The 22,777-nt window shown below is 43.7% G+C and carries 31 protein-coding genes; 14 read left to right on the forward strand and 17 right to left on the reverse strand.

Features of this window, described 5'->3' with window-relative positions:
• Positions 1–558: 558 nt before the first annotated feature.
• Together CJD30_RS10390 and CJD30_RS10395 are read right to left on the reverse strand one after the other, a co-directional pair.
• The gene (locus CJD30_RS10390; protein WP_294918834.1) at positions 559–837 is read right to left on the reverse strand and encodes a type II toxin-antitoxin system RelE/ParE family toxin; all 279 of its coding nucleotides are present in this window, start codon (positions 835–837) and stop codon (positions 559–561) included.
• Positions 827–1,111, reverse strand: a complete 285-nt coding sequence (locus tag CJD30_RS10395; protein WP_294918836.1) for a type II toxin-antitoxin system Phd/YefM family antitoxin — start codon at positions 1,109–1,111, stop codon at positions 827–829. Before CJD30_RS10395 ends, CJD30_RS10390 begins: the two co-directional genes overlap by 11 nt.
• A 115-nt stretch (positions 1,112–1,226) precedes the next feature.
• Between CJD30_RS10395 and CJD30_RS10400 the strand changes: the two genes are divergently transcribed.
• Entirely contained in the window at positions 1,227–1,892 is a 666-nt protein-coding gene (locus CJD30_RS10400; RefSeq protein WP_294918838.1) for a TIGR01621 family pseudouridine synthase, read from the forward strand.
• Here CJD30_RS10400 and CJD30_RS10405 read toward each other — a convergent pair.
• Positions 1,889–2,491, reverse strand: coding sequence for a TetR/AcrR family transcriptional regulator (locus tag CJD30_RS10405; RefSeq protein ID WP_294918840.1), 603 nt, complete (start codon positions 2,489–2,491; stop codon positions 1,889–1,891). The genes CJD30_RS10400 and CJD30_RS10405 overlap by 4 nt on opposite strands.
• A gap of 96 nt (positions 2,492–2,587) precedes the next feature.
• On the opposite strand from CJD30_RS10405, the gene CJD30_RS10410 reads away from it, so the two are divergent.
• The 4 genes from CJD30_RS10410 to CJD30_RS10425 all read left to right on the forward strand — a co-directional run bounded on the left by CJD30_RS10410 (position 2,588) and on the right by CJD30_RS10425 (position 8,110).
• Positions 2,588–3,823, forward strand: coding sequence for a TolC family protein (locus CJD30_RS10410; protein ID WP_294918841.1), 1,236 nt, complete (start codon positions 2,588–2,590; stop codon positions 3,821–3,823).
• Entirely contained in the window at positions 3,820–4,557 is a 738-nt protein-coding gene (locus CJD30_RS10415; RefSeq protein ID WP_294918842.1) for an efflux RND transporter periplasmic adaptor subunit, read from the forward strand. Before CJD30_RS10410 ends, CJD30_RS10415 begins: the two co-directional genes overlap by 4 nt.
• Before the next feature lie 8 nt (positions 4,558–4,565).
• The gene (locus CJD30_RS10420) at positions 4,566–7,595 is read left to right on the forward strand and encodes an efflux RND transporter permease subunit (protein ID WP_294918844.1); all 3,030 of its coding nucleotides are present in this window, start codon (positions 4,566–4,568) and stop codon (positions 7,593–7,595) included.
• Between the two features lie 77 nt (positions 7,596–7,672).
• Positions 7,673–8,110 (forward strand): hypothetical protein, encoded by a 438-nt coding sequence (locus tag CJD30_RS10425; protein ID WP_294918846.1) that lies wholly within the window; start codon positions 7,673–7,675, stop codon positions 8,108–8,110.
• On the opposite strand, the gene CJD30_RS10430 is transcribed toward CJD30_RS10425, so the two are convergent.
• The gene (locus CJD30_RS10430) at positions 8,107–9,363 is read right to left on the reverse strand and encodes a coproporphyrinogen III oxidase family protein (protein ID WP_294918848.1); all 1,257 of its coding nucleotides are present in this window, start codon (positions 9,361–9,363) and stop codon (positions 8,107–8,109) included. The two genes, CJD30_RS10425 and CJD30_RS10430, sit on opposite strands and share 4 nt — an antisense overlap.
• Before the next feature lie 86 nt (positions 9,364–9,449).
• Between CJD30_RS10430 and CJD30_RS10435 the strand changes: the two genes are divergently transcribed.
• Positions 9,450–10,364 carry a class I SAM-dependent methyltransferase gene (locus CJD30_RS10435; RefSeq protein ID WP_294918850.1) on the forward strand — a complete coding sequence of 305 codons (915 nt, stop codon included), beginning with the start codon at positions 9,450–9,452 and terminating at the stop codon, positions 10,362–10,364.
• Here CJD30_RS10435 and CJD30_RS10440 read toward each other — a convergent pair.
• Together CJD30_RS10440 and CJD30_RS10445 are read right to left on the reverse strand one after the other, a co-directional pair.
• Complete coding sequence (locus CJD30_RS10440) at positions 10,361–10,588, reverse strand: DUF2798 domain-containing protein (RefSeq protein ID WP_294918852.1); 228 nt, start codon at positions 10,586–10,588, stop codon at positions 10,361–10,363. The genes CJD30_RS10435 and CJD30_RS10440 overlap by 4 nt on opposite strands.
• A 9-nt stretch (positions 10,589–10,597) precedes the next feature.
• A complete protein-coding gene (locus CJD30_RS10445) occupies positions 10,598–10,951 on the reverse strand; it encodes a helix-turn-helix domain-containing protein (protein WP_294918853.1) in 354 nt (117 codons plus the stop codon).
• 102 nt (positions 10,952–11,053) lie between these two features.
• Here CJD30_RS10445 and CJD30_RS10450 point away from each other — a divergent pair, with 102 nt between their 5' ends.
• Both CJD30_RS10450 and CJD30_RS10455 read left to right on the forward strand, forming a co-directional pair.
• Positions 11,054–11,644 (forward strand): NAD(P)H-dependent oxidoreductase, encoded by a 591-nt coding sequence (locus tag CJD30_RS10450; RefSeq protein WP_294918854.1) that lies wholly within the window; start codon positions 11,054–11,056, stop codon positions 11,642–11,644.
• Positions 11,645–11,655: 11 nt separating this feature from the next.
• Entirely contained in the window at positions 11,656–12,261 is a 606-nt protein-coding gene (locus tag CJD30_RS10455; RefSeq protein WP_294918856.1) for an NAD(P)H-dependent oxidoreductase, read from the forward strand.
• Positions 12,262–12,264: 3 nt separating this feature from the next.
• On the opposite strand, the gene CJD30_RS10460 is transcribed toward CJD30_RS10455, so the two are convergent.
• From CJD30_RS10460 to CJD30_RS10470, 3 genes are read right to left on the reverse strand one after another with little or no spacing between them, the layout of a single operon-like run.
• A complete protein-coding gene (locus tag CJD30_RS10460) occupies positions 12,265–12,612 on the reverse strand; it encodes an ABC transporter ATP-binding protein (protein WP_294918858.1) in 348 nt (115 codons plus the stop codon).
• A gap of 21 nt (positions 12,613–12,633) precedes the next feature.
• Positions 12,634–13,062, reverse strand: coding sequence for an ATP-binding cassette domain-containing protein (locus CJD30_RS10465; RefSeq protein ID WP_294918860.1), 429 nt, complete (start codon positions 13,060–13,062; stop codon positions 12,634–12,636).
• Positions 13,047–13,610 carry a DNA-3-methyladenine glycosylase I gene (locus tag CJD30_RS10470; RefSeq protein WP_294918862.1) on the reverse strand — a complete coding sequence of 188 codons (564 nt, stop codon included), beginning with the start codon at positions 13,608–13,610 and terminating at the stop codon, positions 13,047–13,049. Before CJD30_RS10470 ends, CJD30_RS10465 begins: the two co-directional genes overlap by 16 nt.
• Positions 13,611–13,709: 99 nt before the next feature.
• On the opposite strand from CJD30_RS10470, the gene CJD30_RS10475 reads away from it, so the two are divergent.
• A complete protein-coding gene (locus CJD30_RS10475) occupies positions 13,710–14,177 on the forward strand; it encodes a methylated-DNA--[protein]-cysteine S-methyltransferase (protein WP_294918863.1) in 468 nt (155 codons plus the stop codon).
• Positions 14,178–14,179: 2 nt separating this feature from the next.
• Here CJD30_RS10475 and CJD30_RS10480 read toward each other — a convergent pair whose 3' ends face one another.
• Positions 14,180–14,710, reverse strand: a complete 531-nt coding sequence (locus CJD30_RS10480) for a carboxymuconolactone decarboxylase family protein (protein ID WP_294918865.1) — start codon at positions 14,708–14,710, stop codon at positions 14,180–14,182.
• A gap of 45 nt (positions 14,711–14,755) precedes the next feature.
• A complete protein-coding gene (locus CJD30_RS10485) occupies positions 14,756–15,646 on the reverse strand; it encodes a DMT family transporter (protein ID WP_294918867.1) in 891 nt (296 codons plus the stop codon).
• 97 nt (positions 15,647–15,743) lie between these two features.
• On the opposite strand from CJD30_RS10485, the gene CJD30_RS10490 reads away from it, so the two are divergent.
• A complete protein-coding gene (locus CJD30_RS10490) occupies positions 15,744–16,280 on the forward strand; it encodes a YbhB/YbcL family Raf kinase inhibitor-like protein (protein ID WP_294918869.1) in 537 nt (178 codons plus the stop codon).
• Positions 16,270–17,043 carry an arylamine N-acetyltransferase gene (locus tag CJD30_RS10495; RefSeq protein ID WP_294918871.1) on the forward strand — a complete coding sequence of 258 codons (774 nt, stop codon included), beginning with the start codon at positions 16,270–16,272 and terminating at the stop codon, positions 17,041–17,043. The genes CJD30_RS10490 and CJD30_RS10495 overlap by 11 nt, the downstream gene beginning before the upstream one ends.
• On the opposite strand, the gene CJD30_RS10500 is transcribed toward CJD30_RS10495, so the two are convergent.
• On the reverse strand, positions 17,040–17,582 hold the full coding sequence (locus CJD30_RS10500) for a hypothetical protein (protein WP_294918872.1): 543 nt from the start codon (positions 17,580–17,582) through the stop codon (positions 17,040–17,042). The genes CJD30_RS10495 and CJD30_RS10500 overlap by 4 nt on opposite strands.
• A 69-nt stretch (positions 17,583–17,651) precedes the next feature.
• On the opposite strand from CJD30_RS10500, the gene CJD30_RS10505 reads away from it, so the two are divergent.
• Together CJD30_RS10505 and CJD30_RS10510 are read left to right on the forward strand one after the other, a co-directional pair.
• Positions 17,652–18,581 carry a class I SAM-dependent methyltransferase gene (locus CJD30_RS10505; protein WP_294918873.1) on the forward strand — a complete coding sequence of 310 codons (930 nt, stop codon included), beginning with the start codon at positions 17,652–17,654 and terminating at the stop codon, positions 18,579–18,581.
• On the forward strand, positions 18,578–19,213 hold the full coding sequence (locus CJD30_RS10510; protein WP_294918874.1) for an HAD family phosphatase: 636 nt from the start codon (positions 18,578–18,580) through the stop codon (positions 19,211–19,213). The genes CJD30_RS10505 and CJD30_RS10510 overlap by 4 nt, the downstream gene beginning before the upstream one ends.
• Here the strand turns inward: CJD30_RS10510 and CJD30_RS10515 are convergent.
• A complete protein-coding gene (locus tag CJD30_RS10515) occupies positions 19,210–19,527 on the reverse strand; it encodes a hypothetical protein (protein WP_294918876.1) in 318 nt (105 codons plus the stop codon). The two genes, CJD30_RS10510 and CJD30_RS10515, sit on opposite strands and share 4 nt — an antisense overlap.
• Positions 19,528–19,659: 132 nt before the next feature.
• On the opposite strand from CJD30_RS10515, the gene CJD30_RS10520 reads away from it, so the two are divergent.
• Positions 19,660–20,310, forward strand: a complete 651-nt coding sequence (locus CJD30_RS10520; RefSeq protein WP_294918878.1) for a lytic transglycosylase domain-containing protein — start codon at positions 19,660–19,662, stop codon at positions 20,308–20,310.
• A 32-nt stretch (positions 20,311–20,342) separates the two neighbouring features.
• Here CJD30_RS10520 and CJD30_RS10525 read toward each other — a convergent pair whose 3' ends face one another.
• From CJD30_RS10525 to CJD30_RS10540, 4 genes are all read right to left on the reverse strand, one after another.
• Positions 20,343–21,050: a YebC/PmpR family DNA-binding transcriptional regulator gene (locus tag CJD30_RS10525; RefSeq protein WP_294918880.1), complete on the reverse strand. Its 708-nt coding sequence runs from the start codon at positions 21,048–21,050 to the stop codon at positions 20,343–20,345.
• A gap of 109 nt (positions 21,051–21,159) precedes the next feature.
• Positions 21,160–21,882, reverse strand: a complete 723-nt coding sequence (locus CJD30_RS10530; RefSeq protein ID WP_294918882.1) for an ATP-binding protein — start codon at positions 21,880–21,882, stop codon at positions 21,160–21,162.
• 95 nt (positions 21,883–21,977) lie between these two features.
• The gene (locus CJD30_RS10535) at positions 21,978–22,505 is read right to left on the reverse strand and encodes a YaeQ family protein (RefSeq protein ID WP_294918884.1); all 528 of its coding nucleotides are present in this window, start codon (positions 22,503–22,505) and stop codon (positions 21,978–21,980) included.
• Positions 22,506–22,513: 8 nt separating this feature from the next.
• The coding region (locus CJD30_RS10540; protein WP_294918886.1) for a hypothetical protein at positions 22,514–22,777 on the reverse strand (264 nt) is incomplete at its 5' end.

The following is a 22,777-nucleotide window of genomic DNA, read 5'->3' on the forward strand; positions in this document are numbered from 1 at the left end:
AACTATCTTTTGCACAAACTTGAAGTAGTTTAAGAAGAAAACAATGATTTTAAAATTAAAAAGAAAAGAAAAAATTGCAGATTTTAGTTGATGCCTTAAAATCATTTAAGATCGTGAGAACACTGCGCTTTATATATTAAAGTGCAAAAAACCATTTTTGCTATCTTTTTTTAAACTAGAATATATATAATTAACCAACATAGAAACACTTACACCCATTATTACTACGATTCCAAGATTTACTAGGTCAACAGCATTCATGCTTTTCTCTTTGTGTTTATGAATTTTATTTTTTTAGACTTGCAATTATACGAGGATATGCTAATTAATATATTAAATAAATATTTTATATTGCATTTGCTGTACAATCTCATTATTATCTCAAAATCAACTTTAAATCACAATTAAAGTATACATTTTCTCGCTCCCATTTTCCCGAGTTGGAGTGTATATTTTACTGAGTTATCTTCACATTCCCACTTAGAAAACGAGAGATAAATCCCACCCTTCGACTGGCTCAGGGCGAACGGTTAGCAATCACAAAGCTTTAAGTGAAACTTACGGCAAATTTTCCCGATACAGTGTCAATATCCAAATCTGATCTTTCTCAACGGTATAGATGATCGAGTACCCTTGATAGACAAGTTTACGCGAACCGCTAATCAACTCTTCCGAACTTCGCCCCGCATAGGGGAAAGCACTCAATGTACTCACAATAAATTCATGAAGACGTTGCAAATACTCTCGTGTGAGTTTTTTGGACTGTGTTTGCTCGTAGATGTATTCGGCGATCATCTCCAAACGATGATGCGCTTTGGGTGAAAAATCAATCCGCATATTTCGCGATTACACGATCAAATGCTTCATCTATCCCTAAGTATTCGCCCCGCTCGATCTGCTCTTTTGCCTCTTTGAGTTCGCGTTTGAGCTGTGCATGGGTGCGGTTGTATTCATCGAGAGACATGATGACGACGCTTTTGTCGTTTTTGGTCGTGACGATCACCTCTTCATTATTGTCACACACCTCATCGATAATCGATTTGAGCGAGTTGCGAGCGGTTGTGTAGTTGAGGGCTTGCATAGGATTGCCTTTATGACAGCTTTCTGTCATTATATCGGATTTTCTAAGATTTTACGTGTGCAACCGCAATACCTTCGTAATCACCGACGCCAAGCCAAACCTTATCACAAGACGTTACACAATCTTCTTTCGCTATAGTTACATTATGATTATGGTATATGAAAATCCTTCTTTTGTCATCACCCTCAAACCTTCCGGAGTCAATTTCCACTCCGAAGAAGAAGCGGGATTTGTCGTACAGATGTCCGAACAGCTCGGTATCCAACTATTTCCCGTACACCGTCTCGACAAAATGACCTCCGGACTGCTGATCCTCGCCAAAAATCCCGAAACAGCGGCACAATTCGGGAAAATGTTTGAAGAGCGCAAAATTGAAAAATACTATCTGGCGATTTCATTGCGCAAACCCAAAAAAAAGATGGGGTGGATAAAAGGGGATATGAGTAGTGCCAGACGGGGTGACTATAAACTCCTGAATTCGATGAACAACCCAGCTATCACCCAGTTTGTGAGTTGTGCGCTCCGCACCCATGAGAGGGGATTTCTCATCAAACCCCATACCGGTAAAACCCATCAAATCCGTGTCGCGCTTAAAAGTCTCGGTTCTCCTATCGCCGGGGATGAGCGCTATGCACAAGCCGATGAAGCACGCAAAGAAGAACGTGGCTACCTGCACGCCTACGCATTGCGATTTGATTTCAATAATGAATGCTTTGAGTTTGTTGTATCTCCCGATGAGGGAGAGCGATTTGTCTCATCTGAAATGAAAACTCAGCTTGAGACGTGGAAAAAGCCTTGGGAGCTTTTTTAACGCATCCCGTTTAACACCATCGCTTGTGAATAACGGTAAATTTCTTCGAGATTATCGCGCATCATCAAATGTCCGTCAATCAGCAATGACGCAAGACCGTGAATCGATGCCCATACGGTAGCCGCCTGAACCATCGGATCGGCACGTGCAATAATCCCCTCTTCTTGTGCTTCCAGCAAAAGACCGATAAGGGCATACAATCCTGTCGCCTGACTTTCATCTTTATAATCGCACACCTCTTCACGTTCTTGACGGTAGTTCTCTCCGAATAACAGACGATAGAGATTTGGATGCTCGATCGCAAAATCCAAATATGCCCGTCCCATCTTCTCAAACCGCTCCTGAACACTCTGGGTACGATCCTGAAAAATAGGGGTAAAAAGTTCATCAAGTTGCGCGTAACCCCGCTGAATCACACCGATAATCAACGCTTCTTTGGAGGCGAAATGGCGATAAACAGCACTGCGCGATGTCCCCAGTTTTTCTGTAATATCGCGCAATGTGATTGCATCAAGCCCCTCTTGGTCGATCGTTTGGAGTGCCGTTTCGATGAGTGCTTCTTTGAGATTGCCGTGATGATATGAGGTCGATTTTTTCATCTTCATGTGAGCATTGTACCATAAATGTTGACAATGTTCACATTTAATGTTAACATTGTTCACATTGTTTTACATTCTAACTGATTGAGAGTGCCGATGAAATATCTATTGCCCTTGTCTCTCCTCGCAGCACAGCTAATCGGAGGAGATCTATCTACTCTCATGTCGGGTGCGGCGTCCAATGTTCGGGTCGAATCCTCACGCTTGATGATTGACAAAGCCCAAGCCCAAATCGATGAAGCCCACAGCGCCTATTTTCCAACCATCAGTGCTAATGGAGTCTATCAGCACAAAGATAAAGCGACCGCCTTTGAACCAAAAACCGTACGTGGTGTAGAGTTGGGTGCCGAAGTGACCCTATTCGATGGGTTTCGACGAGAAGCGCTCCTCGATGCTCTTCGTGCGAACAAAGAGGGAGCCGTGCAAAGTATGGAGCAAGAGCGGCAAAACGTATTACTCGAAACAATCGCGGCCTATTACGATTATCTCGATGTATTTGAGCGTCTCGAAGCCAATGCCCAAAAACGCAAAGAACTGGATGCACAAGTCGAGCGCTATAAAATATTAGTACAAAATGATCTGGCGACCGGCGATATCCTAAAATCACTCATCGCTTCACGCCTAAATGCCGAATACGATGATCATCATCTCCGTACACAACTATCAAAAAACAAAAAAGAGCTTGAGCTACTCAGTGGATTAAAACTGCAAGAACCACTCGTTTATCAACATCTCTCGATGCCAAAGATTTCCCAAATCGAGCGGCACGATCTCCAAAGTGACCGCGCATCGCTCGAAATACTCGAACATACCGAAGATCGTTATACTTACCTCCCATCCATTACCCTCGCCGCCAAACACAAAGAGATGGATTATCAAGACTACGATACGATGGGGGGAGCGAATATCCAGCCCGATCGTCAAAACGAAATTATGGCATCACTCTCCCTGACACTGTTTGATATGGGACGGATTGCCAAAGAGCGTGAGCAAGCCCGCCTCGATACCCTAAAAGCACGCAAACTGCTCGATTATAAAACCAAAAAAATCCAAAATGATGCTGAAATCGCCCTTCTCACTCTCCGCTCATCCGAAGAGGCACTCAAAGCCGCAAAAGCCGAAGAAGAGGCTAAAACAGATGCATTTGTAACAATCCGAAGCCGTTTTGAAGCAGGTCTCGTCAATGCCACCACGTATTTGAGCGAATTGACATCCCTCACGGATGCACGTGCCAAAGTACGCCATTCTCAAAACGCTCTGCAAATGGCAAAAGCCAACGCCGCATACGGCTACGGAATCGATCTAATGAGTTTAACCGAGGAGAAAAAATGAGAACTTTGATTTTAGGAATCAGCCTAGTAGGCGCAGGATTGTGGGGCGACATCTACGCAACATTCGACGTACAAGCTTACCGTGAAGCGCAACTGGGGATGAACGCTTCAGGAATCGTCCAATCGATCGGTGCCCGTGAAGGGGACCGCGTCAAAAAAGGAGCTCTTCTCGTCTCTCTCGAACACTCTGAAGAAGAATTGTCACTCAAAATGGCAAAAGCTGATCTGGATGCACTCGAAAAAGAGTGTAGCTTTTTAAGCGATCAATACGCACGGTACGAAAAAAGTGCACAAGTGTTTGATAAAAATACCCTCCAAAAACTCAAAACCGAACTTGATGCCAAACTATCCGGGCGCGAACGGGCTCGACTTGCAGTCTCTCTGTACGCTCAAAAACTCTCTAAAATGTCTTTGTATGCTCCATTCGCTGGAAGTATTGCCCAAAAAAACATCGAAGTGGGAGACTTTGTGACGACGATGGGAGGATCACCTCTCTTTAAACTTGTGAGCGACCAAAGCCGTCTATTGATCCGATTTGACTCAAAATACGCCCACAACGTCAAAAGCGGAGATATGTTTTGTTTCAATATTGATGGCCGCAGTACCGGGAAATGTACCCGTATCACCAAAATATATCCTACCGTCGATCCAAAAACGCGTCAAATGACTGCTGAAGCGGATGGAATGGGATTGCGTTCGGGCACATTCGGTGACGGACAAATTCGCGGACATTAGGAGAGAATATGTACAAATTCGCCATCCTGCGCCCGATTACGACCGCGATGTTCGCTCTGGCCATCATATTTTTCGGTCTCGTCGAACGCTCCTCTATGCCCTCGGCACTCTATCCGAACGTCGATTTTCCGATTGTCATCGTCACCACTACGTACAAAGGGGCTAACGCCGACATTGTCGAGAGTAAAGTAACCGACAAAATCGAAGAAGCCCTCAGCGGTATTTCGGGGCTGGAGACGCTCAGTTCGGACAGTTCAAAAAACTACAGCGTCGTCGTTGCACAGTTCAAACTCTCCAAACCTCTGGATGAGGCTGTCAATGATGTACGTGACAAAGTTGCGAGTGTTCAGCTCCCTAGTGAAGTGGATAAACCGATCGTCGACAAACACTCTCTCGATGCCAATCCCGTTATCACCCTCTTTTTGCAAGGTAATGACACAAAAGCGGTGATGAAACATGCCGATGAAGTACTCAAATCACGCTTGCAGCGGATCGAAGGAGTCGGTGGAGTCACCATCGCAGGGCTGCGTAAAAAGCAGATTCTCATCACCCCCGATCCGGCACTGCTGGCAAAATACAACATTACCCTCACAGATCTCATCGGCGTCATTCGCTCTCAAAATGTTCGACTTGACGGAGGACGAACTGTCTCAGCCACGACCGAAAACCGCTTACTGGTCGATAATGATGCCAAAACACCCCAAGAGCTATCAGAACTTCGGATCCGTGATGGTCTAAGTCTCGGCGATGTTGCGAAAGTGGAAGACTCTCTCGCCGAAGAGAAAAGCTATGCCGCGCTCGATGGAAAAGCGGGAGTCTTGCTCATGGTCAAAAAGATGACGGGGGCCAATGAAATCGCTATCGCCGATGCGGTACGTTCAGAGCTCCCGGCATTGCAAGCACTCCAACCGACGTTAACACTCTCGCCGCTCCAAGATGCAACGGGATATATTCGCGATACTCTCCGAGGAGTTCAATTTGATCTCTTGTTGGGATCATTTTTGGCCTCATTCGTCATTTTCCTATTTTTACGCAATCTCACCCTTACCCTCATCGCCGCCATATCACTGCCGGTATCAATTTTGGGTGTTTTGGCAATCATGGGATGGAGCGGTCAAACATTCAACCTTCTCACCCTCACCGCCCTCACCCTCGCCATCGGGATCATCATTGACGATGCGATCGTCGTCATCGAAAATATCTTCAAACGGCTTGAAGCGGGACACGATCGGCTAAATGCAGCAATAGATGGGGTTGGAGAGATTATATTCTCCATCGTCGCCATCTCAGCGATGTTGCTTGCCGTTTTCGTTCCGGTCGCAAATATGAGCGGAATTGTCGGACGCTTTTTCACCAGTTTTGGAGTAACGATTATCGCTGCCATCGTTATCTCTTTCATCATTGCTATCACCCTTATACCAATGATTGCATCTCAGATCGCCAAAGGGGAACACAGCCGTTTTTATCACAAAACAGAACCTTTTTTCGTCGCCCTCGAAGAAGCTTATCGCCGAATCATCGGCATAGCACTCCGATATCGGAAAACAACCCTCTTTGCTGCGCTAGGGGTGTTTATGCTCTCCATCGTCCTCTCGGGGACACTTGGTATGGTCTTTATGCCAAAAGAGGATAAAAGTCAATTCGATATTACCATCAAAACACCGGTAGGGACGAGTATCCATGCGATGAAATCTCTCTCCCTCGACGCACAACGTCGTATCCGAGCATTGGAAGAAGTAGAATACTGCACCCTATACGTGGGGCGCGGAACCGACCAAAAGGCAAATGAAGCGGCCATGTACGTCCATCTCAAGCCGATCCATGAACGCCATCGCAGCCAAAAAGAGGTGATGGACGAAACGCGACGTATTTTAGAGAGTATCAAAGGGTTCAGTTCCGCCAGTGTCACCGAAGTCAATGATGTAGCAGGATATGAGATCAATACTCCTCTTCAAGTGATCCTCAAAGCACAGAGAGCCGAAGATGCAGAAAAATCGGCGCAAAAACTGATGTCACTGCTCCGCTCGATCGAGGGGACAACAGATGTCCAAAGCAACATTCAACCCAAAGCACCCGAACTCTCGATCAAAGTCCTCACCGAAAATGCCCGCCGACTTGGTGTGAGCGTAGATGAGATCGCGCGCGTCATCGCCAGTGCCTATTCAGGAGAAAATACGATTACATTCTTGCGTGAAAATGGCAAAGAGTATGATGTGATGATGCGACTTAGCGATCGAGCACGTACCGATGATTCTACCCTGGGTACCCTCACCGTCCGAACCGATAACGGCTCTACAATCCGCCTCTCCTCGGTCGTGAGTATCACTACCGCTACCGAGCCCTCCACGATCAAACGGTTCGACCGTCAGAAAAAAGTGCTGGTGGGAAGCGATATCACCAAAGCGCTGCCACTTGACAAATTGGTCAACATCGTCAATGAGCGGCAGAGCGAATGGCTTACCGAGGGGGTATCGTTTGAATACGACGGGGATGCCAAATACATGAAACAAAGTAACGATGCATTCGGTGTCGCCATCGGGGCGGCGGTTATCATGATCTATCTGATCCTCGCGGCCCTCTATGAGTCTCCGCTTCAGCCGATCATCATCATGAGTGCTTTACCACTGAGCTTTACGGGGGCGTTTATCGGTCTGTGGGCCGCAGGGATGAACATGTCGCTCTTTAGTATGATGGGATTGATGCTCCTGCTGGGGTTGGTTGGGAAAAACTCCACCCTCGTCGTAGATGCCGCCAACCGTCTTTATCACGGTGGACATGATCTCGATGAATCGATCATCGAAGCGGGGGTTGCACGTCTGCGCCCGATCCTGATGACGACGACGGCGATGGTGTTCGGTATGCTCCCGCTGGCACTCTCCGTCGGTGAAGGCTCAGGGGTCAAAGGGCCGATGGGGGTGGCCGTCATCTGCGGGCTGCTCCTCTCGACACTCACCAGTCTCATCGTAGTTCCGGCACTCTATAAAGTTCTTGCACCGCTGGATAATAAGATTCGCAAACTCTATACAATCAAACAATAGCCATTTTCGGCTATTGTAGTTCTCTCTTTGGACTGTTTTTTGCTTGCTATCATGTAATATCATGAGAAGGAGTGCACATGCAGGTCAAGTCAAACAGTTCGTATCCGTTTTCCAACCCCTTCGGTGCTTCCTCCTATTCTCCGCCCCTATCCTACAAAGAGATCTCGCAAAGCGGAGAGATCGATCAGCTCAAAGACAATTACAGTCTGATTTACCAAGAACTGAATCCTTCCGAGCGTAAGCTTTATAACACACTGCTAAACGATCAGAACTATCAAGCTGCAAAAGGGATTGTAACTGTTGGTTTCATGCGCGCTGCAGGGGTTTATCATGACAATAACGGCGATACGCTCACCGGTCAATCCCTCTCACAGGATTTGAACAAGCTCTATCCTCCCGATTCAGCAGAAGAACAAAATTCACTTCAATCGCTGCAGGATTATCTGGTTCTCAATCCTTCGGCAATGGCATTGAATCAAGAACAGCGCGGCAATCTACTCGATCTGACCGCCTAAGCGATAGTTCCATCCTCTTTTTTCAAATCTTGGCGCATTGTCTGACGAACATAGTCCATTCCATTATAAAATTCCCGCATCATTACCGAAAAAAGATAGGATCCGCGCACACTTACCTTCCCTTCACAGATGCTCCCGATGTATTTCAAAAAAAGATTTTCCAACCATAGATCCTCACGATCCGAAGATAATCCAAACAATTCAACCATCATCCGATATTGTTGGATGGCACGTTTTGGAAATGCAACAAAATGGGTAATAGGGAGCCGATTGTTTGCTAATGCTTCGGCATACTTTGAAAGTGAAAATGTATTGGCATAGAGGGTATCACCGATAAAACTGAATGCACCGCTACCAATACCGACGTACTCACTTCTCTCAATCACATACTCATCGATCATCCCATCACGCTCCAGCGACCATGCCCAGCTTGAGCGCTGAGTATACACACCGCTCATCCGCTCTAGGATGATGGAATAAAGTTTTGCTTCCTGTGCATCGCTGAGTCTCCCCCATCGTTGATTAAGCGTTTCTCTAATGCCCGGTGCGTACATGAGTGGATAGAACGTCACTTGTGGAGGACGGAGGAGAAGAATTCTATCAATTTCACGATGCAGTGCCTCTTCATTTTGATGCGGATAGTTATAGATCATGTCCACATTGACGATGGGAAACAGTGGGATAGCACGCACCACCTTTGCATACTGTTCATCTGCTGAACCGAATTTCTGAAACCGACCGATCTGTTTGAGCGTATCATCATCAAAACTCTGAATCCCGATGGAGAGACGATCGATTTTCCCCAACAAATGCTCATTCTCCAGATCAACGATATGCTGAGGATCACTCTCGCAAGAGACTTCACGGATTTCAAAAAGGGTCTTAGCCAAATCAATCGTTGCCGCCAACTCTCGCGGCAATATCGTTGTCGTTCCCCCTCCAAAATAGATCGAATCAAAACGATACCCGAGGGCATGAACCATCCGCATCTCTTGATGAAGCAGTTCAAAATAGCGTAATGCACTCGGCTCATCAAAGGGAAACTTGTGAAAAGAACAATAGGGGCATAACGTGTGACAAAACGGAATATGAATATACAAAAGACGTGGAATGGTATCGGAGGCACTCGGTAATGATTTTTGGGTCGGTTTGAGATGTAAATACTTTTTGACTGCCCATTGCATTGTAGCAGACGCAATTTTTTCAGCCCAGCCAAACTCGATTGTAGAGAGTTCATCTTCGTTGATTTGCACTCTATCCCCCCTGTGGAAAGATATTATAGCACGATGAGACAACAAACTCCTGCTATACTTCCACTACTTTTTTCAAAGATACATTCATGACCATAGACGATTTACACCGCCACCTCAAAACCGCTTCTCAAACACTTACCCCACAATACACCCGTTTGTTTCACGGTCGAGGAAACACCTATGGAGCCTACCGATTTCTCACCGTGGATAGTATCGATAAAGTCCTCTTTGCAGTAGTATTTGATGCCAATGCAGAAGAAGATGCAATAGTCTCTATGCTCCATACATTCTACGCCGAAGAAAAACGCTGGGAAGCTCTCGTCGTGCAGCAGCGATATCTCCCAGCCGCCCCCGCATCCGTGATTGCGGGAACATTTCCCGATGAAACCTTTGCCATCGAAAATGGTCTTAAATATCATGTCAACTTTCAAAACGCTCAAAATATCGGTTTCTTCCCCGATATGAAAATCGGACGGGAATTCATCCGTGAGCATGCGCACGGTAAAAATGTCCTCAACCTTTTCTCCTATACCTGTGCATTTTCCGTTGTTGCCATGCATACGGGGGCAAAGCAGGTCGTCAACGTCGATATGAACAAAAACGTCCTCTCCATCGGTCGTGAGAATCACCGTTTAAATGGGATTGATACCAAAAATGTGGAATTCATGCCCTACAATATCCTCAAATCCTGGAGCCGTATCCGTAAAAGCGGTCCCTATGATCTAATCATCATCGATCCACCGAGCTTTCAAAAAGGCTCATTTGCCGCAACGTCCGATTATGAGAAGATTATACGCCGACTCCATGAGTTTGCCGCAGAAGAGTGTATCATTCTCTCAGCTCTCAACGCCCCTGAACTGAACAGCGACTTTATCAAAACTCTTTTCCGTGAAAATGCTCCTGAATTTCAGTATGTCGAGAGATTGGAAAATTTAGAGAGTTTTCCCGAAATAGAAGAAGAACGAAGCCTCAAGAATTTGATTTTTAGACGACGCATTTAAGGCTTTGCCGCTATTTTCATGGCTAATTTACGTGCAAATGGAAATACCAGCAGTATGGTTGGAAATGCGATCGCATACGCAACAAGCCATGCATGTAGCCATATTCCCAAAAATCCGCTAACAAAACCAAGATTGATCAGCGTAATCGCCCCCGACATGATAAAACTCATAAAACCTGAAAGCAATGCCGCTTGTACTTGGTGCAAATATTTGACTGAAACCACGAATTATCCTTATTTGTTGTCACATGCGATGACAATACCATTATCCCGTGCGTATACGACACCCCAATCGATCATCATTTCAAGTATCGGACGGATTGCTTGACCGTGAGGGGTGAGACTGTATTCGACTTTGGGCGGTATTTGCTCATATATCACCCGATTTATCAATCCGTTCTCTTCCATCTCACGCAGCTGCTGGGTAAGCATTTTTTGGGTAATACGGGGGATCAAGCGGAGCATTTCACCGTTACGGAGCACTTTTTTATCGTGAAGATGCCATAAAATAAGTCCCTTCCACTTCCCTCCGATTAATTCGATCGTCAATTCAAAGGGACAGGAAAAGCGTATCTCTTCTGGTTTCATTAATGGTTACCTTTTAGTATGTACAGTACTTTTTAGTACGTTCTTGACTTAAAATACTATATTCTATAAAATCTCACCTGATACTCTATTGAAGGCAAATCGATGAAACATGTTCTATTACTCAATCTTCATCAAAAATACGAAGGGATCGCTAATGGCAATCTAACACGAGATCTCCTCAACGAGGCTAAAACGTTTTTTCTCTCAAACGGCTATGAGGTCAAAGAAACCACCATTGATGCGGGATACGACATCGCGGAAGAACTCGAAAAATTTAAATGGGCGGATCTCTTTTTCGTCCAGTCACCGGTCTATTGGATGGGATTACCGTGGCTCGGGAAAAAGTACATCGATGAGATTTTCTCAGCCGGTGTCAATACCATCACTTATGAAAGCGACGGGAGAAGCCGAACTGATCCTACCAAAACCTATGGCAGCGGCGGATTGATGAAAGAGAAACGCTATATGCTCAGCTTTACCTATAACTGTCCGGAAAGCGAATTTGATAATCCAAAAGGATTTTTCGACGGGCTCAGTCTCGATGAGGCCAATGTTGCACTTCATAAAACATTCCAATTTTGCGGTGCTATCGCCTATCCGAGTTTCTCGGTCCATGATATTTATAAATCCGAATTCGATATCCATCATGCACTAAGCGATCTAACAACACATCTAAATACTAATTTAAAATAGGGGTCTACACTATGCGAAACGATTTTGAAAAAGCGATGCATTTCCGTCATGCAACAAAAATTTTTGATACGTCAAAACCCATGAGCGAAGAAGATTTAACGTTTATCCTCGAAGCAGGAAGAATGAGCCCCAGTTCATTCGGAATGGAACATTGGCAGTTTTTTGTCATCCGTGATACCGCAATGCGCGAAGCGATTAAAGCCGTTGCCTGGAATCAGCCCCAAATCACCACCGCATCGGAGTTAATTGCCATCGGATATAAAAAACGGGTACGAAGCAGTGATCCGTATATCCAAAGCGAATTTAACAAATTCGGCTATCCGGACTATCTACGCGATATGTATGCGCAATGGATTGATCCAAGAAGTAATGAAACACTCGAAAGTTGGTCGGCATGCCAAGTCTATATTGCAGCAGCCAATATGATGAGCGCCGCCGCTTCAATCGGAATTGACTCATGTCCGATTGAAGGATTTGACCGAATAGCGACTGAAAAAATTATGGGGATTGATACCCTTGATTTTGGTATCCCGTTGCTGATTCCCTTTGGCTATCGACTCAAAGAACAGCAACCGAGATTGCGCTCAGAGCTATCAGAGTTGGTTACCTATCTTTAATCCTTAGCAAGGGTGTATCGAATAGCGTCCCTGCTCCTTTCGAATATCCAAAGGGGTGTTAAATACCGCCGAGAGATTGGTACTGTTTAATACCTCGTTTTTCTCTCCTGAGGCATATAGCCTCCCCTCTTTGATCAATACCGCTTTTTGAATCTCTTCAAACACCTCTTCGATATGATGCGTCACCAAAATCACCGTTGTCCCTGAACGTGCGAGAGTACGCATCATCTCTATAAAATCGAGCTGTGCTTTGATATCCAACCCTACCGTCGGTTCATCGAGCAATATCGCTTTGATCGGATGGACAAGTGAACGAGCGACGATACATTTGCGCAGCTCTCCCGTCGACATCTGATCAACCCGTTTTTCTCGCTAACACCCTATCTCCAACCGCTCCATGGCTGCGTGTGCCGCTTCTTTTTGCTCGTTCGTAATCTCCAGATGATCGAACACTCCGATCGTCCCGTAAAAACCGCTTAGCACCGTTTCAAATCCACTCAAATAACCGCTCTCAAACACGAAACGTGAATGCAAATCATTCGTAACAACTCCCAAATGTTTACGCAATTCACTGACAACCCACCGCTCATACCCTAATATCTCTCTTGCAAAAGGTTCGTCTTTATATGAAGGGTAAAGTTCACAATTAATCAATTTAATCAGACTCGATTTTCCGGAACCATTTGCACCCAAAATGACACAATGTTCCCCCTCTTCTATAGAGAGCGAAATATTTTTGAGTACAGGGATTGTTTCGTACTGAAGTTCCACATTGTCAAAAAATACTATCGGCTTTTGCATATGCATCCGTTCTCATGATCTTCTACCATTCCACACGCTTGCATAAAGGCATAAATTGTTATTGACCCGATAAATTTAAATCCCCGTTTTTTCAGCTCTTTCGTTATAGCATCCGAAATATCGGAGGTGCATGCCGCTTTTCGATAATCGCTTACATCATTGATGATCAGCTTCCCCCCTACTTTACTCCAAAAATAAGCATCCAAAGAACCAAATTGGTTCCGAATCTCTAAAAATCTTCGCGCATTGGTAACGATCGCTTCTATTTTTAGACGGTTTTTGATGACCAAAGGACTCTTTATAATAGTATCAATCCGCTCATCATCGAATGACGCTACCTTTTGAAGATCAAAATTTTCAAACATCTCACGATAACCCTCTCGTTTTTTCAAAACACTCAACCAGCTCAACCCCGCCGCTTGCGTCTCCAAACTAAACAGCTCAAAAAGATCTCGATCATCGTGCAGTGGCTTCCCCCACTCTTCATCATGGTAGGCGACATAGATCGGATCACTCAGTTTTACCCATCCGCAACGTGAAACAGACATACTGGTCTCCATTTTTTACATAGAAACATCATATCATAAACGGATAGATCCCCATATTCTATGACACTATGAAATACTTTTTTAGTATATAATCAAGCCATGAAAATCCATACACGTATTATTTACACACCGCTTGGAAACATGATTGCTACTGCCAATGAAAGTGCTATCACTTCACTCGATTTTACGGATGAAGCGATCAGGGTGGAGAATGACGGTACTCCGTTACTGATCCAGTTGGAAAAGGAGCTGAAAAACTATTTTGAGGGGAAATTGCACACCTTTACCCTCCCTCTTGCTCCACAGGGAACACCGTTTCAAGAAGCTGTATGGAAAACGCTCTGTAGCATCTCTTATGGTGAAACAATCTCTTATGCACGAGAAGCTGCACTCTTTGGAAATCCGAAAGCTATCCGCGCCGTAGCCAGTGCAAACGGGCGCAATCCCATAGCCATTTTGATCCCGTGCCACCGTGTCATCGCTTCCGATGGGACATTGGGGGGATACAGCGGAGGTTTGGATAAAAAAGAGTTTTTATTGCGTTTAGAAGGCAAGTATTTCCTCTAGGATTATTCTCCTAGAGCAAAAACGTTTGAGAGGGTATTGATATAATTAAAATAACCCGTAATAGCAACTGCTTCAACGATCTGAACATCGCTGTACCCAAGTCCTTTGAGTGCATCGATCTCCTCTTTTAAAATTTTATAGTTCTCTTTTTTCGATGCTTTGATACAAAAATTGAGAAGAGCTTTTTCCGCTTCACTTGTGGTAATCGCATCAACACCCTCAAGTACTTCATCGATACGCTGTTCAGATAAACCAAGCATTTTGGCAATCCCTTTGTGAACGTCGACACACATCTTGCAGCCGTTCTCTTTTGAGATCAAAAGAGCAATCGACTCTTTGATCTCATAGGAGAGATGGGTTTGATCGAGTAAGAAGCGTTGCACCATTGCATCGGTTGCAAAATAGATATTTTCATCCAACGCCAAAAGTTTAAAAATTTCACCCAGCTTTCCCGTTTTTTCTAAAATCGGACGAGCCTTTTCCTGAATTGCGGGTGACATCTGCTCAAACTCGTTTAATGCTATATGCGCCATGGTATTTATTCCTTATATTCTAATAATACAAAATTATAGAGATTATTACTTTATAGTTTTATTTTTAAGGTTAAAAACCATAACGGCGACAAATGCCATCAAACATCCGATCAAAGTTGAGATTGCCAACGCTTCATCATATACCAGCCAACTCGATACAATAGCCCCGACCGGAACAATAAACATAAACACTCCGGTTCGATGAGCCCCCACTTTGCCCGCCGATACGAAATACAATGCAGTACTAAAGGTTCCCGGTATTACTCCGATAAAAATGATCGTCCACCAAAAGACAGCATCGTATGCACTAAAAGCAAAGGGATGATGAGGCAATGCAAACACCATATTGATAGCTGTCGTTATTCCGAAAACAACAAAGGTGTAAAACATCAGATGCGCTCTTTTGGCAGCCTTTTGTGAAACTACGGTGACCAATGCCCACACAAACGCACATCCTAGAAAATAAGCACTATCGAGATTCAGAAAACCAAATCCCTCAAACGGGACACGCAATAAAATAAGCGCCCCGACTATACCGATCAGAAGTGCTCCGATTTGGCGGCTCGAAACGTTTGTCCCCAAAAATATAATTGAGAGGAAATAGGTAATGATCGGGGCTAACGACGTCACCATTGTCCCACCATATCCTGCATTACCGTGAGAAAGTCCTGCAAAAAAAAGATAATTAAACAACGAGGTCAACACCCCTGCAATAACCATATAGACAAACCCTTGCCGATCGGTTTTTAGAGGAGTTTTCAGTAACAATATGACGGGAATAATACTCATAAATGAAATAGCGTATCGCCAGAAAGCGGCTACTTGGGCATTGGAGTGTTCGGCTGCCACTTTGCCGGCAGTCCATGCAAAGCCCCAAAAGAGCATCGCAATGACCATCCAAATAATATATTTCGTTCTATCGTTTGTATCATCCATAGTATTGCCTTAGAATAATTGGCGAAAGTCTATCTCTTATTCACTTATAGCAAAATCGTTGTACAATTTAACACTAAAAACTACAAAAAGAGGCACCATGCGTTTTCTGGTCTCAACACTTTTTCTTCTAGGTCAAACAACCCTTTTTGGCGGTAACTTTACATTACATAGCAACGATCTATCAGGTCAGCTGACCAAAACACAAGAGTTTGCTGGATTCGGATGTAACGGCAAAAATATCTCTCCTGAGCTCCATTGGAACGATGCTCCTGCAGGGACCAAAAGCTTTGCCGTGACACTCTATGATCCGGACGCTCCGACCGGAAGCGGATGGTGGCATTGGGTTGTTTTTAATATTCCCTCCTCTGCCGCATCATTACCGGAAAATTTTGGCAACACACTCCAAAAACATTCACTCAATGCAACACAAAGTATCACCGATTTCGGAAAAACAGGATTTGGTGGCGCATGCCCACCTGTCGGAGATAAACCTCATCGATATATGTTCACCGTCCATGCACTCGATATCGATCATCTGGATTTAGACGAAAAAGCTTCTCCTGTTCTTGTTGGGTATATGCTGGGTATGCATACGTTAGCGAAATCAACACTCGTTTCGTACTATGGGCGATAATAACTTGATGAGTGCAGCCAATTTTTCACTCTCTGATTATCTGAAGCGTATCGACTACAATGGCGACATATCTCCTGACCTAGCAACACTAACCGCTTTGATGCGCCATCAGCTCCAGTCGGTACCCTTTGAGAATACGGAAGTACAAGCAAAACGTATCCCTTCTTTAGTACCCGAAGATATTGTCAAAAAAATCCTCTGTGATACACGCGGAGGATACTGTTATGAAGTCAACGGCCTCTTTGCCATGGCACTCAGTGCGATTGGATTTCAATGGTATTTTGCAGGAGCACGCCCGATGTTCTACCCATCACGCCGTCCTAAAACCCATCTGGTTGTGATTGTTTCTATCGGCGATGAAAAATATCTATGCGACACCGGGTTTGGGGGATACGGATTGCGTGAACCGATCCGTATCACATCTGATCATGAAGCTATTCAGCAAAATGATCGGTTTAAAATCAATTTGGAAAATGATGAATATGTCTTACGTTCTTTGGTAAACGGAGAGTGGGCACTGCAATACGGTTTTTCACTTGTTTCCCAAGAATGGATCGAGTTTAGTCTTGCCAATTATTTTAACGCGACAAGTCCAGATACTATCTTCACTCAAAAAAAACTCGCCGTGATGCAAACCGCGGCGGGGAGAAAAATATTGGTGGATAATACCCTCAAAATCATTGAGAACGGATCGATCGAAGAATCAAACGTTGATTATGCCGAAGCAGCACAAAAACATTTTGGAATTTCAACGATCCATTAAATCAACAGTGAATTTTTCTTTGTTTGTTGGTTAGATACACTCAACATCTGTTCTAGAAAGCCTGTTTGCAGGAGATTCGAACTACTGTTTTCACTTTTAGTTGTTTGAATCTTTTGCAAAAGGTCCTGACTCATCAAAGCAGTCGTTTGTTTGGGTTTATCTTGCTGATCGGCTTTTTGGGCTTCCATCATCTCTTTAAGGAGTTGTTTACGGAAATCACTCACCATCTGGTTGATATCCATCGGTTTTTCAGGATTTTGTTCTTTCTCTTTTAAGAGTTTTTGACGATACTCTTCGACCAACGCATTAATCTTTTCCTCATTGAGATCTTTGAGAAACTGTGCCGCACCTTTGGTAAGCAAATCATTTTTAAACTGTTGCAATTCAGTATCCGAGGCATTTTTTTGATCCCCGCTTTTGTACTCTTCGACTTGATAAAATTGGGCAATCAATGCGGCATAATCTTGATTTACACTCTCATCTTTTGCCGTTGCAGCAGTCGTTGAACTCGCTGTTGTGGAAATAGACCCTATCGTCATGCGTATCTCCTATTCAAAAAGTTATACACTACAAGCAAAAATCGTTCTCTTATGTGATAAAATCGCACCATGAAAACCTTCACTTCCGAACCGCTGATCGATATTTTCACATCTGTTCAAACCGCTTTAAAAGATTCTGAGAGTGTCACGTTCGAAATACTCAATCCTGATGCCAAACCGGGGTTTTATGCAGGAGAAATTCTCACTATCGATGGCATAGCATATGTTTACCGCTCTTACAAGGCGCTTCATCACTTTGCCGAGCTCGTGTTCTGTCGTATGCTCACCCCTAAAATTGCTTCCGAACACACGATTTTTGTCACCTTTGTCAAACTCGATACATCCGATTCGTTTCATCACTCGGAAGCAAAAGAGGAGAAATATGGAACGGCATCACCATTCAACCGTATTCATAAAAACGAAGAACCCACCTTTTTAAATGGTTATCTACGTGCACTTCGCAGCGTAAAAATCAAAGAAAAAAAACGGATACTCAATTTGGGGATCAATACAGGTGACGAGTTTGACTTGATTCGACACCTCCTCAGACCATCAGAGTATCACTCCCTTGAACTCGTTGGAATTGACCATTCCCCAAGTGCGATCCAAACTGCTCGTGAGCGCTTTAACGAGGGGAATGCACTCTTTTATGTACATGACATCAATGATCTGGATTCTCTTGATTTAGGGCAGTTTGACCTCATCATCACGATCGGGACACTCCAAAGTACGAGTGTTGAGTTCAAACCTCTTTTTGCCTCTTTGGTCCAAAAATACCTCACCCCAAACGGGGCAATGATTTTAGGATTTCCCAACTGCCGATGGATGGACGGTGAAATGATTTACGGGGCCAAAGCGCCTAACTATCCTTACTCAGAGATGTCGATTCTCATCAAAGATCTTTATTACTGCAAAAAATATCTGCAACAGAAAAAATTTCGTGTCACAGTAACGGGAAGCGACTATCTCTTTTTAACGGCAACCAAAATAGGACTATGAAAAACGTTATTCTTTTTGACAACGACGGTGTATTGGTAGAGACGGAACTTTGGTATTTCAGAGCCAATGAAAAAGCGATGAAAGAGCTCGGTGTGACTTTAGAGTTGGAGTATTATCTCGAATTGATGAAACACGGCGGAAATTGGTGGGAACTGGCACTGCAACAGGGTGTCACTATGGATGAAGTCAATCTCGCACGTGAACGGCGAAGCCGCTACTATCAGCATTATCTCCGCACCGAAGATATTTATATCGACGGTGTCGAAGAAATCATCAAAGAGCTCGCTGAATCGTACCGAATGGGGATTGTTACCACCTCACGACGTGTTGACTTTGAGATCATCCACCATGCCAAAAAGCTGACACGCCACATGGAATATATCCTCTGTGAAGAAGATTATCCCCGTGCGAAGCCTTATCCGGATCCTTATCTCAAAGCCTTGGAACTTTTTGGTGTCTCTGCCGATCAGGCAATCGTAGTCGAAGATTCCCAGCGAGGGCTAAGCGCAGCTGTTTCGGCAGAAATTGAATGTGCCGTTGTCAAAAATGACTTTACTGCCAGTCATGATTTCAGTTCGGCAACATACCGTCTAGAATCGCTAAAAGAGTTAAAAAGCCTGCTTAAGCGTTAATCTTCCCGGCTTACATTGCTCCAAACATCATGTTTTGAATGATCTTGATGTTTTAACGGCTCTTGCTTGATCTCATAGGTATCTTTGTCTTTGGTCACACAAAAAACTTCATAATGCAAAAGATTCGGATTATGTTTAACTACCACATCCAATATGCCAAGCGTATTGGCAAACTTTTGAATCTCCGCAATCGCATCTATGTCTTTGGAGACAATTTTGAGGACTAAATCCCCTTTGTACCCTGCATAGGTATTAACATCATCGATATCATACTTCAAAGCAAACTGGATAATTTTTCTTCGTTCAATTTGCATATCCCTACTCCTAGACTCGACTTACTATGTGTATGGCTAATATACCATAACCCTAATATAAACTCCATTATCGAAACTTTTATAATTTGCATGAACATGATACAATGCATCGTATAGATAAAAGGGAGAATGATGAAGTACCTATTTTTCTGGCTTTTTTTACTCCATGCTATCACCCTTTTCGCCCGCAATGAAGTAGAAGCAATCAATCTTTCATTGCAATCTCTCCAATCCGATGAATCACTGCTTGATACCGGCGCATTAGATCGTACCTTAGACAACTATCGAGGAACCATCGCACCACTGTATAAACGCTACCTAGTTACCAAAAAAGAGCACAGTTTGATCGAATCCAAATTTATTGATGCAGGAATCCCCTTGTTTTTTACACTGATCCCGTATGCGGAATCAAAATTCAACCCCACTTTGCACGGATACGGGACTGCGGGGTTATGGCAATTCGGAAAACAAAGTGCTCAAAATTTTGGCCTTACGGTAAAAAAAGGAAATGATGAGAGGCTCGATATCGAACGCTCCAGTGATGCAGCCATCCGCTATATCAAATATTTAAAAAGAGAGTTTGGAAGCTGGTATTTGGCCGATTTTGCGTATGCGATGGGAGAAGGTACACTTCAACGCCTTATTCAAAAAAACGGAAGCAAAAAAATCTCTGTACTATTGAAAGATCCCCATTTTCCATCGGGTGCAAAAGCCCACTTTGCGAAAACGCTTTTATTGGATGCAAAAATTCATTATATAACTACAGAAGAGAAACAAGAGTAGTATTGCCACCCTCATAGAGGGGCAAACGAGAGTTATCCGATATTTGTATAGACCGCTTGGACGTCGTCATCCTCTTCGATACGGTCAATCAATTTTTCGATATCGACCATCTGCTCATCGGTAAATTCTACCGTTGTATTCGGGATACGTTCCAATGCCGCTTTGCTCGGTGCAATATTTAACTCTTCAAGTGCGGTAGAGAGCGTTCCGAATGCAGTGTAGTCGCCGTAAATCGTTACTTCACCCTCTTCTTCTTCCAGTGTTTCGAGACCTGCATCGATTAAAGCAAACTCAAGTTCATCCATATCCATTTCAGGTTTTGGGAAACTAAATACCGCTTTACGGCTAAACATGAATTCAAGAGAACCGTTGTTGAGCATCTCCCCTTTTGCTTTTCCGAAATAGCTGCGGATGTTTGCAACTGTACGGGTATTGTTGTCCGTTGCACACTCGACAAAAATCAATGCGCCATGCGGTGCTTTCCCCTCGATATTCACTTCCAATAGGGTAATCGCATCTTTTCCCGTAGCCCGTTTGATAGCTGCATCGATATTGTCTTTGGGCATATTTTGCGCTTTTGCCGTCAAAATAGCAGTACGAAGTTTCGGGTTCATATCCGGATCGCTTCCACCCTCTTTCGCTGCCATCGTGATGATTTTCCCCAATTTAGGAAATACTCTCGACATATTTCCCCAGCGCTTCATTTTTGCCGCTTTGCGGTATTCAAATGCTCTTCCCATACGGTATGTTCCTCTCGAAATAAACTCAAAAAATTAGTGGAATTATAGCGGGTTTAGGTAGGATGTCCAAACATTTCGGATTTTCCGAAATGTTTGCTTTGTAGAATTTTTATTCGTCGATAAAGACGATATCGCTTTGAATATGGTTAAAAAGAAGTGAGCGGTTGTCGACACGGTGTTGATACAAGAACGTATTCGGCTCCATCGAACGTAAAACCGTCGTATTGTAATAATAGGCGTTTGTACAGCGCCCGACGAAGAGAAATGAGAACAACAATTTGATACGCGGATTCTCAAACATCTCATGCGGCTGTGCCAAAAAGGTAAGACCGAATTTTTTGAGATTGACAAGATCGAAGATATAAAAAATAAAGTCTTCAAATCGCGTATAGAACCCTTCCAAACTCGCGATCTCTTGCATAATGTAATAATAGTTTTGAAGCAGCTCTTTTTTCTGCATCATTTGTGAAAGTTTACTTTTGATATCCCGTTTGCTGGCAAAAAATGACGGGCTAACCGCCATATAGATGTTTTTACGTTCTGCAATTGCCGTATCCAAAGCGTTATTGAATGCATCGCTCTCATCAAAACACATATAGTGAAAATCACTGCTGGTTTTGAATTTTTCCTCAACCTGATCGGGAGTAGGATTAGAGAAATCCAAATAAAGAGTCGGGATTCCGCTGTCAATAACGAACTCACGAATTTTATTCGCAAGATGTGTTTTCCCCGAACCCGGTTCCGCTAAGATAAGGGTGTTTTCGCGTAATACGCGGTCTTGCAATTCCAAGGCGGCGATAGAACTTTTAAATTTTCCGATTTTTCGTTTCATTGGCTTATCCATGTAGAGATACTATAGAGATAAGTATAGCCAAAGGTGGCAAATTTAGAGATATAGAGTACTCAAATGTAGAGAAAAGTGACGTATTATTTCCACGCTTCTTGCGTAATCGTAACATCTCCATGATCACTGTGAAAGCTGAGTTCTCCATCGGTGATTGTGCATTGCAATCGCATCGTCCTCTCACACAGTTTTTCGATCCCCTCAGCGTGCAAATGGATCACTGAGAGGTTTTTAAACCTCTCGAACGTCGCACCGTATTGTTTCCACCACGCAACCGCGCTTTTGTAGTTGTAGGTGTAGACAATCACCCGTTCCGCTCTCCCGCATGCTTTGCGCAACCGTTTTTCATCCATCTGACCCAAATCGATCCAGACAACGACTTCGTCACCGTAATTTTTTTCCCACAGTTCCGGTTCGTCATCTCCCCCGATACCTTTTGTAATAATCATTCGTTCACTTGCATTGAGTGCAAATGCCACTAAACGGATCATAAGTCGCTGATCGGTTTCTGAGGGGTGTTGAGCGATAGTGAGATCATGGCTTTCGTAGTAGTTGCGATCCATATCGGCAATATTCAGTTGTGCTTTATAGATCGTTGAACCAGCGGCCATGCTTTTCCTTAATACTTATTGATAATTGATTCAAGTAACTGCGTAGCTTTAATTCGATTTTGATCATCATTTATCATTAATTCAAAGTATCCCTCTTTATTTTTTTCTATCAAAGAATCAATTTGATATTCAATAAAGACTTTATGAACTTTGTTTACCAATTCTTCATTAGTTGAGGAATATATTTTAGTTTTGTTTTTTTTCCAAAATTTATCACCATTTCCATTTCCTAACCAAATACCAACCCATATATTTCCTCCAATGCCTAATAT

The organism is Sulfuricurvum sp. PD_MW2, assembly GCF_002633015.1.
Classification (GTDB): domain Bacteria; phylum Campylobacterota; class Campylobacteria; order Campylobacterales; family Sulfurimonadaceae; genus Sulfuricurvum.

Bases quoted from the DNA above. Each gene is read 5' to 3' on its own strand.
- CJD30_RS10390 (WP_294918834.1), bottom strand. From the start codon at position 837: ATGCGGATTGATTTTTCACCCAAAGCGCATCATCGTTTGGAGATGATC.
- CJD30_RS10395 (WP_294918836.1), bottom strand. From the start codon at position 1,111: ATGACAGAAAGCTGTCATAAAGGCAATCCTATGCAAGCCCTCAACTAC.
- CJD30_RS10400 (WP_294918838.1), top strand. From the start codon at position 1,227: ATGATTATGGTATATGAAAATCCTTCTTTTGTCATCACCCTCAAACCT.
- CJD30_RS10405 (WP_294918840.1), bottom strand. From the start codon at position 2,491: ATGAAAAAATCGACCTCATATCATCACGGCAATCTCAAAGAAGCACTC.
- CJD30_RS10410 (WP_294918841.1), top strand. From the start codon at position 2,588: ATGAAATATCTATTGCCCTTGTCTCTCCTCGCAGCACAGCTAATCGGA.
- CJD30_RS10415 (WP_294918842.1), top strand. From the start codon at position 3,820: ATGAGAACTTTGATTTTAGGAATCAGCCTAGTAGGCGCAGGATTGTGG.
- CJD30_RS10420 (WP_294918844.1), top strand. From the start codon at position 4,566: ATGTACAAATTCGCCATCCTGCGCCCGATTACGACCGCGATGTTCGCT.
- CJD30_RS10425 (WP_294918846.1), top strand. From the start codon at position 7,673: ATGCAGGTCAAGTCAAACAGTTCGTATCCGTTTTCCAACCCCTTCGGT.
- CJD30_RS10435 (WP_294918850.1), top strand. From the start codon at position 9,450: ATGACCATAGACGATTTACACCGCCACCTCAAAACCGCTTCTCAAACA.
- CJD30_RS10445 (WP_294918853.1), bottom strand. From the start codon at position 10,951: ATGAAACCAGAAGAGATACGCTTTTCCTGTCCCTTTGAATTGACGATC.
- CJD30_RS10450 (WP_294918854.1), top strand. From the start codon at position 11,054: ATGAAACATGTTCTATTACTCAATCTTCATCAAAAATACGAAGGGATC.
- CJD30_RS10455 (WP_294918856.1), top strand. From the start codon at position 11,656: ATGCGAAACGATTTTGAAAAAGCGATGCATTTCCGTCATGCAACAAAA.
- CJD30_RS10460 (WP_294918858.1), bottom strand. From the start codon at position 12,612: ATGTCGACGGGAGAGCTGCGCAAATGTATCGTCGCTCGTTCACTTGTC.
- CJD30_RS10465 (WP_294918860.1), bottom strand. From the start codon at position 13,062: ATGCAAAAGCCGATAGTATTTTTTGACAATGTGGAACTTCAGTACGAA.
- CJD30_RS10470 (WP_294918862.1), bottom strand. From the start codon at position 13,610: ATGTCTGTTTCACGTTGCGGATGGGTAAAACTGAGTGATCCGATCTAT.
- CJD30_RS10475 (WP_294918863.1), top strand. From the start codon at position 13,710: ATGAAAATCCATACACGTATTATTTACACACCGCTTGGAAACATGATT.
- CJD30_RS10480 (WP_294918865.1), bottom strand. From the start codon at position 14,710: ATGGCGCATATAGCATTAAACGAGTTTGAGCAGATGTCACCCGCAATT.
- CJD30_RS10485 (WP_294918867.1), bottom strand. From the start codon at position 15,646: ATGGATGATACAAACGATAGAACGAAATATATTATTTGGATGGTCATT.
- CJD30_RS10490 (WP_294918869.1), top strand. From the start codon at position 15,744: ATGCGTTTTCTGGTCTCAACACTTTTTCTTCTAGGTCAAACAACCCTT.
- CJD30_RS10495 (WP_294918871.1), top strand. From the start codon at position 16,270: ATGGGCGATAATAACTTGATGAGTGCAGCCAATTTTTCACTCTCTGAT.
- CJD30_RS10500 (WP_294918872.1), bottom strand. From the start codon at position 17,582: ATGACGATAGGGTCTATTTCCACAACAGCGAGTTCAACGACTGCTGCA.
- CJD30_RS10505 (WP_294918873.1), top strand. From the start codon at position 17,652: ATGAAAACCTTCACTTCCGAACCGCTGATCGATATTTTCACATCTGTT.
- CJD30_RS10510 (WP_294918874.1), top strand. From the start codon at position 18,578: ATGAAAAACGTTATTCTTTTTGACAACGACGGTGTATTGGTAGAGACG.
- CJD30_RS10515 (WP_294918876.1), bottom strand. From the start codon at position 19,527: ATGCAAATTGAACGAAGAAAAATTATCCAGTTTGCTTTGAAGTATGAT.
- CJD30_RS10520 (WP_294918878.1), top strand. From the start codon at position 19,660: ATGAAGTACCTATTTTTCTGGCTTTTTTTACTCCATGCTATCACCCTT.
- CJD30_RS10525 (WP_294918880.1), bottom strand. From the start codon at position 21,050: ATGGGAAGAGCATTTGAATACCGCAAAGCGGCAAAAATGAAGCGCTGG.
- CJD30_RS10530 (WP_294918882.1), bottom strand. From the start codon at position 21,882: ATGAAACGAAAAATCGGAAAATTTAAAAGTTCTATCGCCGCCTTGGAA.
- CJD30_RS10535 (WP_294918884.1), bottom strand. From the start codon at position 22,505: ATGGCCGCTGGTTCAACGATCTATAAAGCACAACTGAATATTGCCGAT.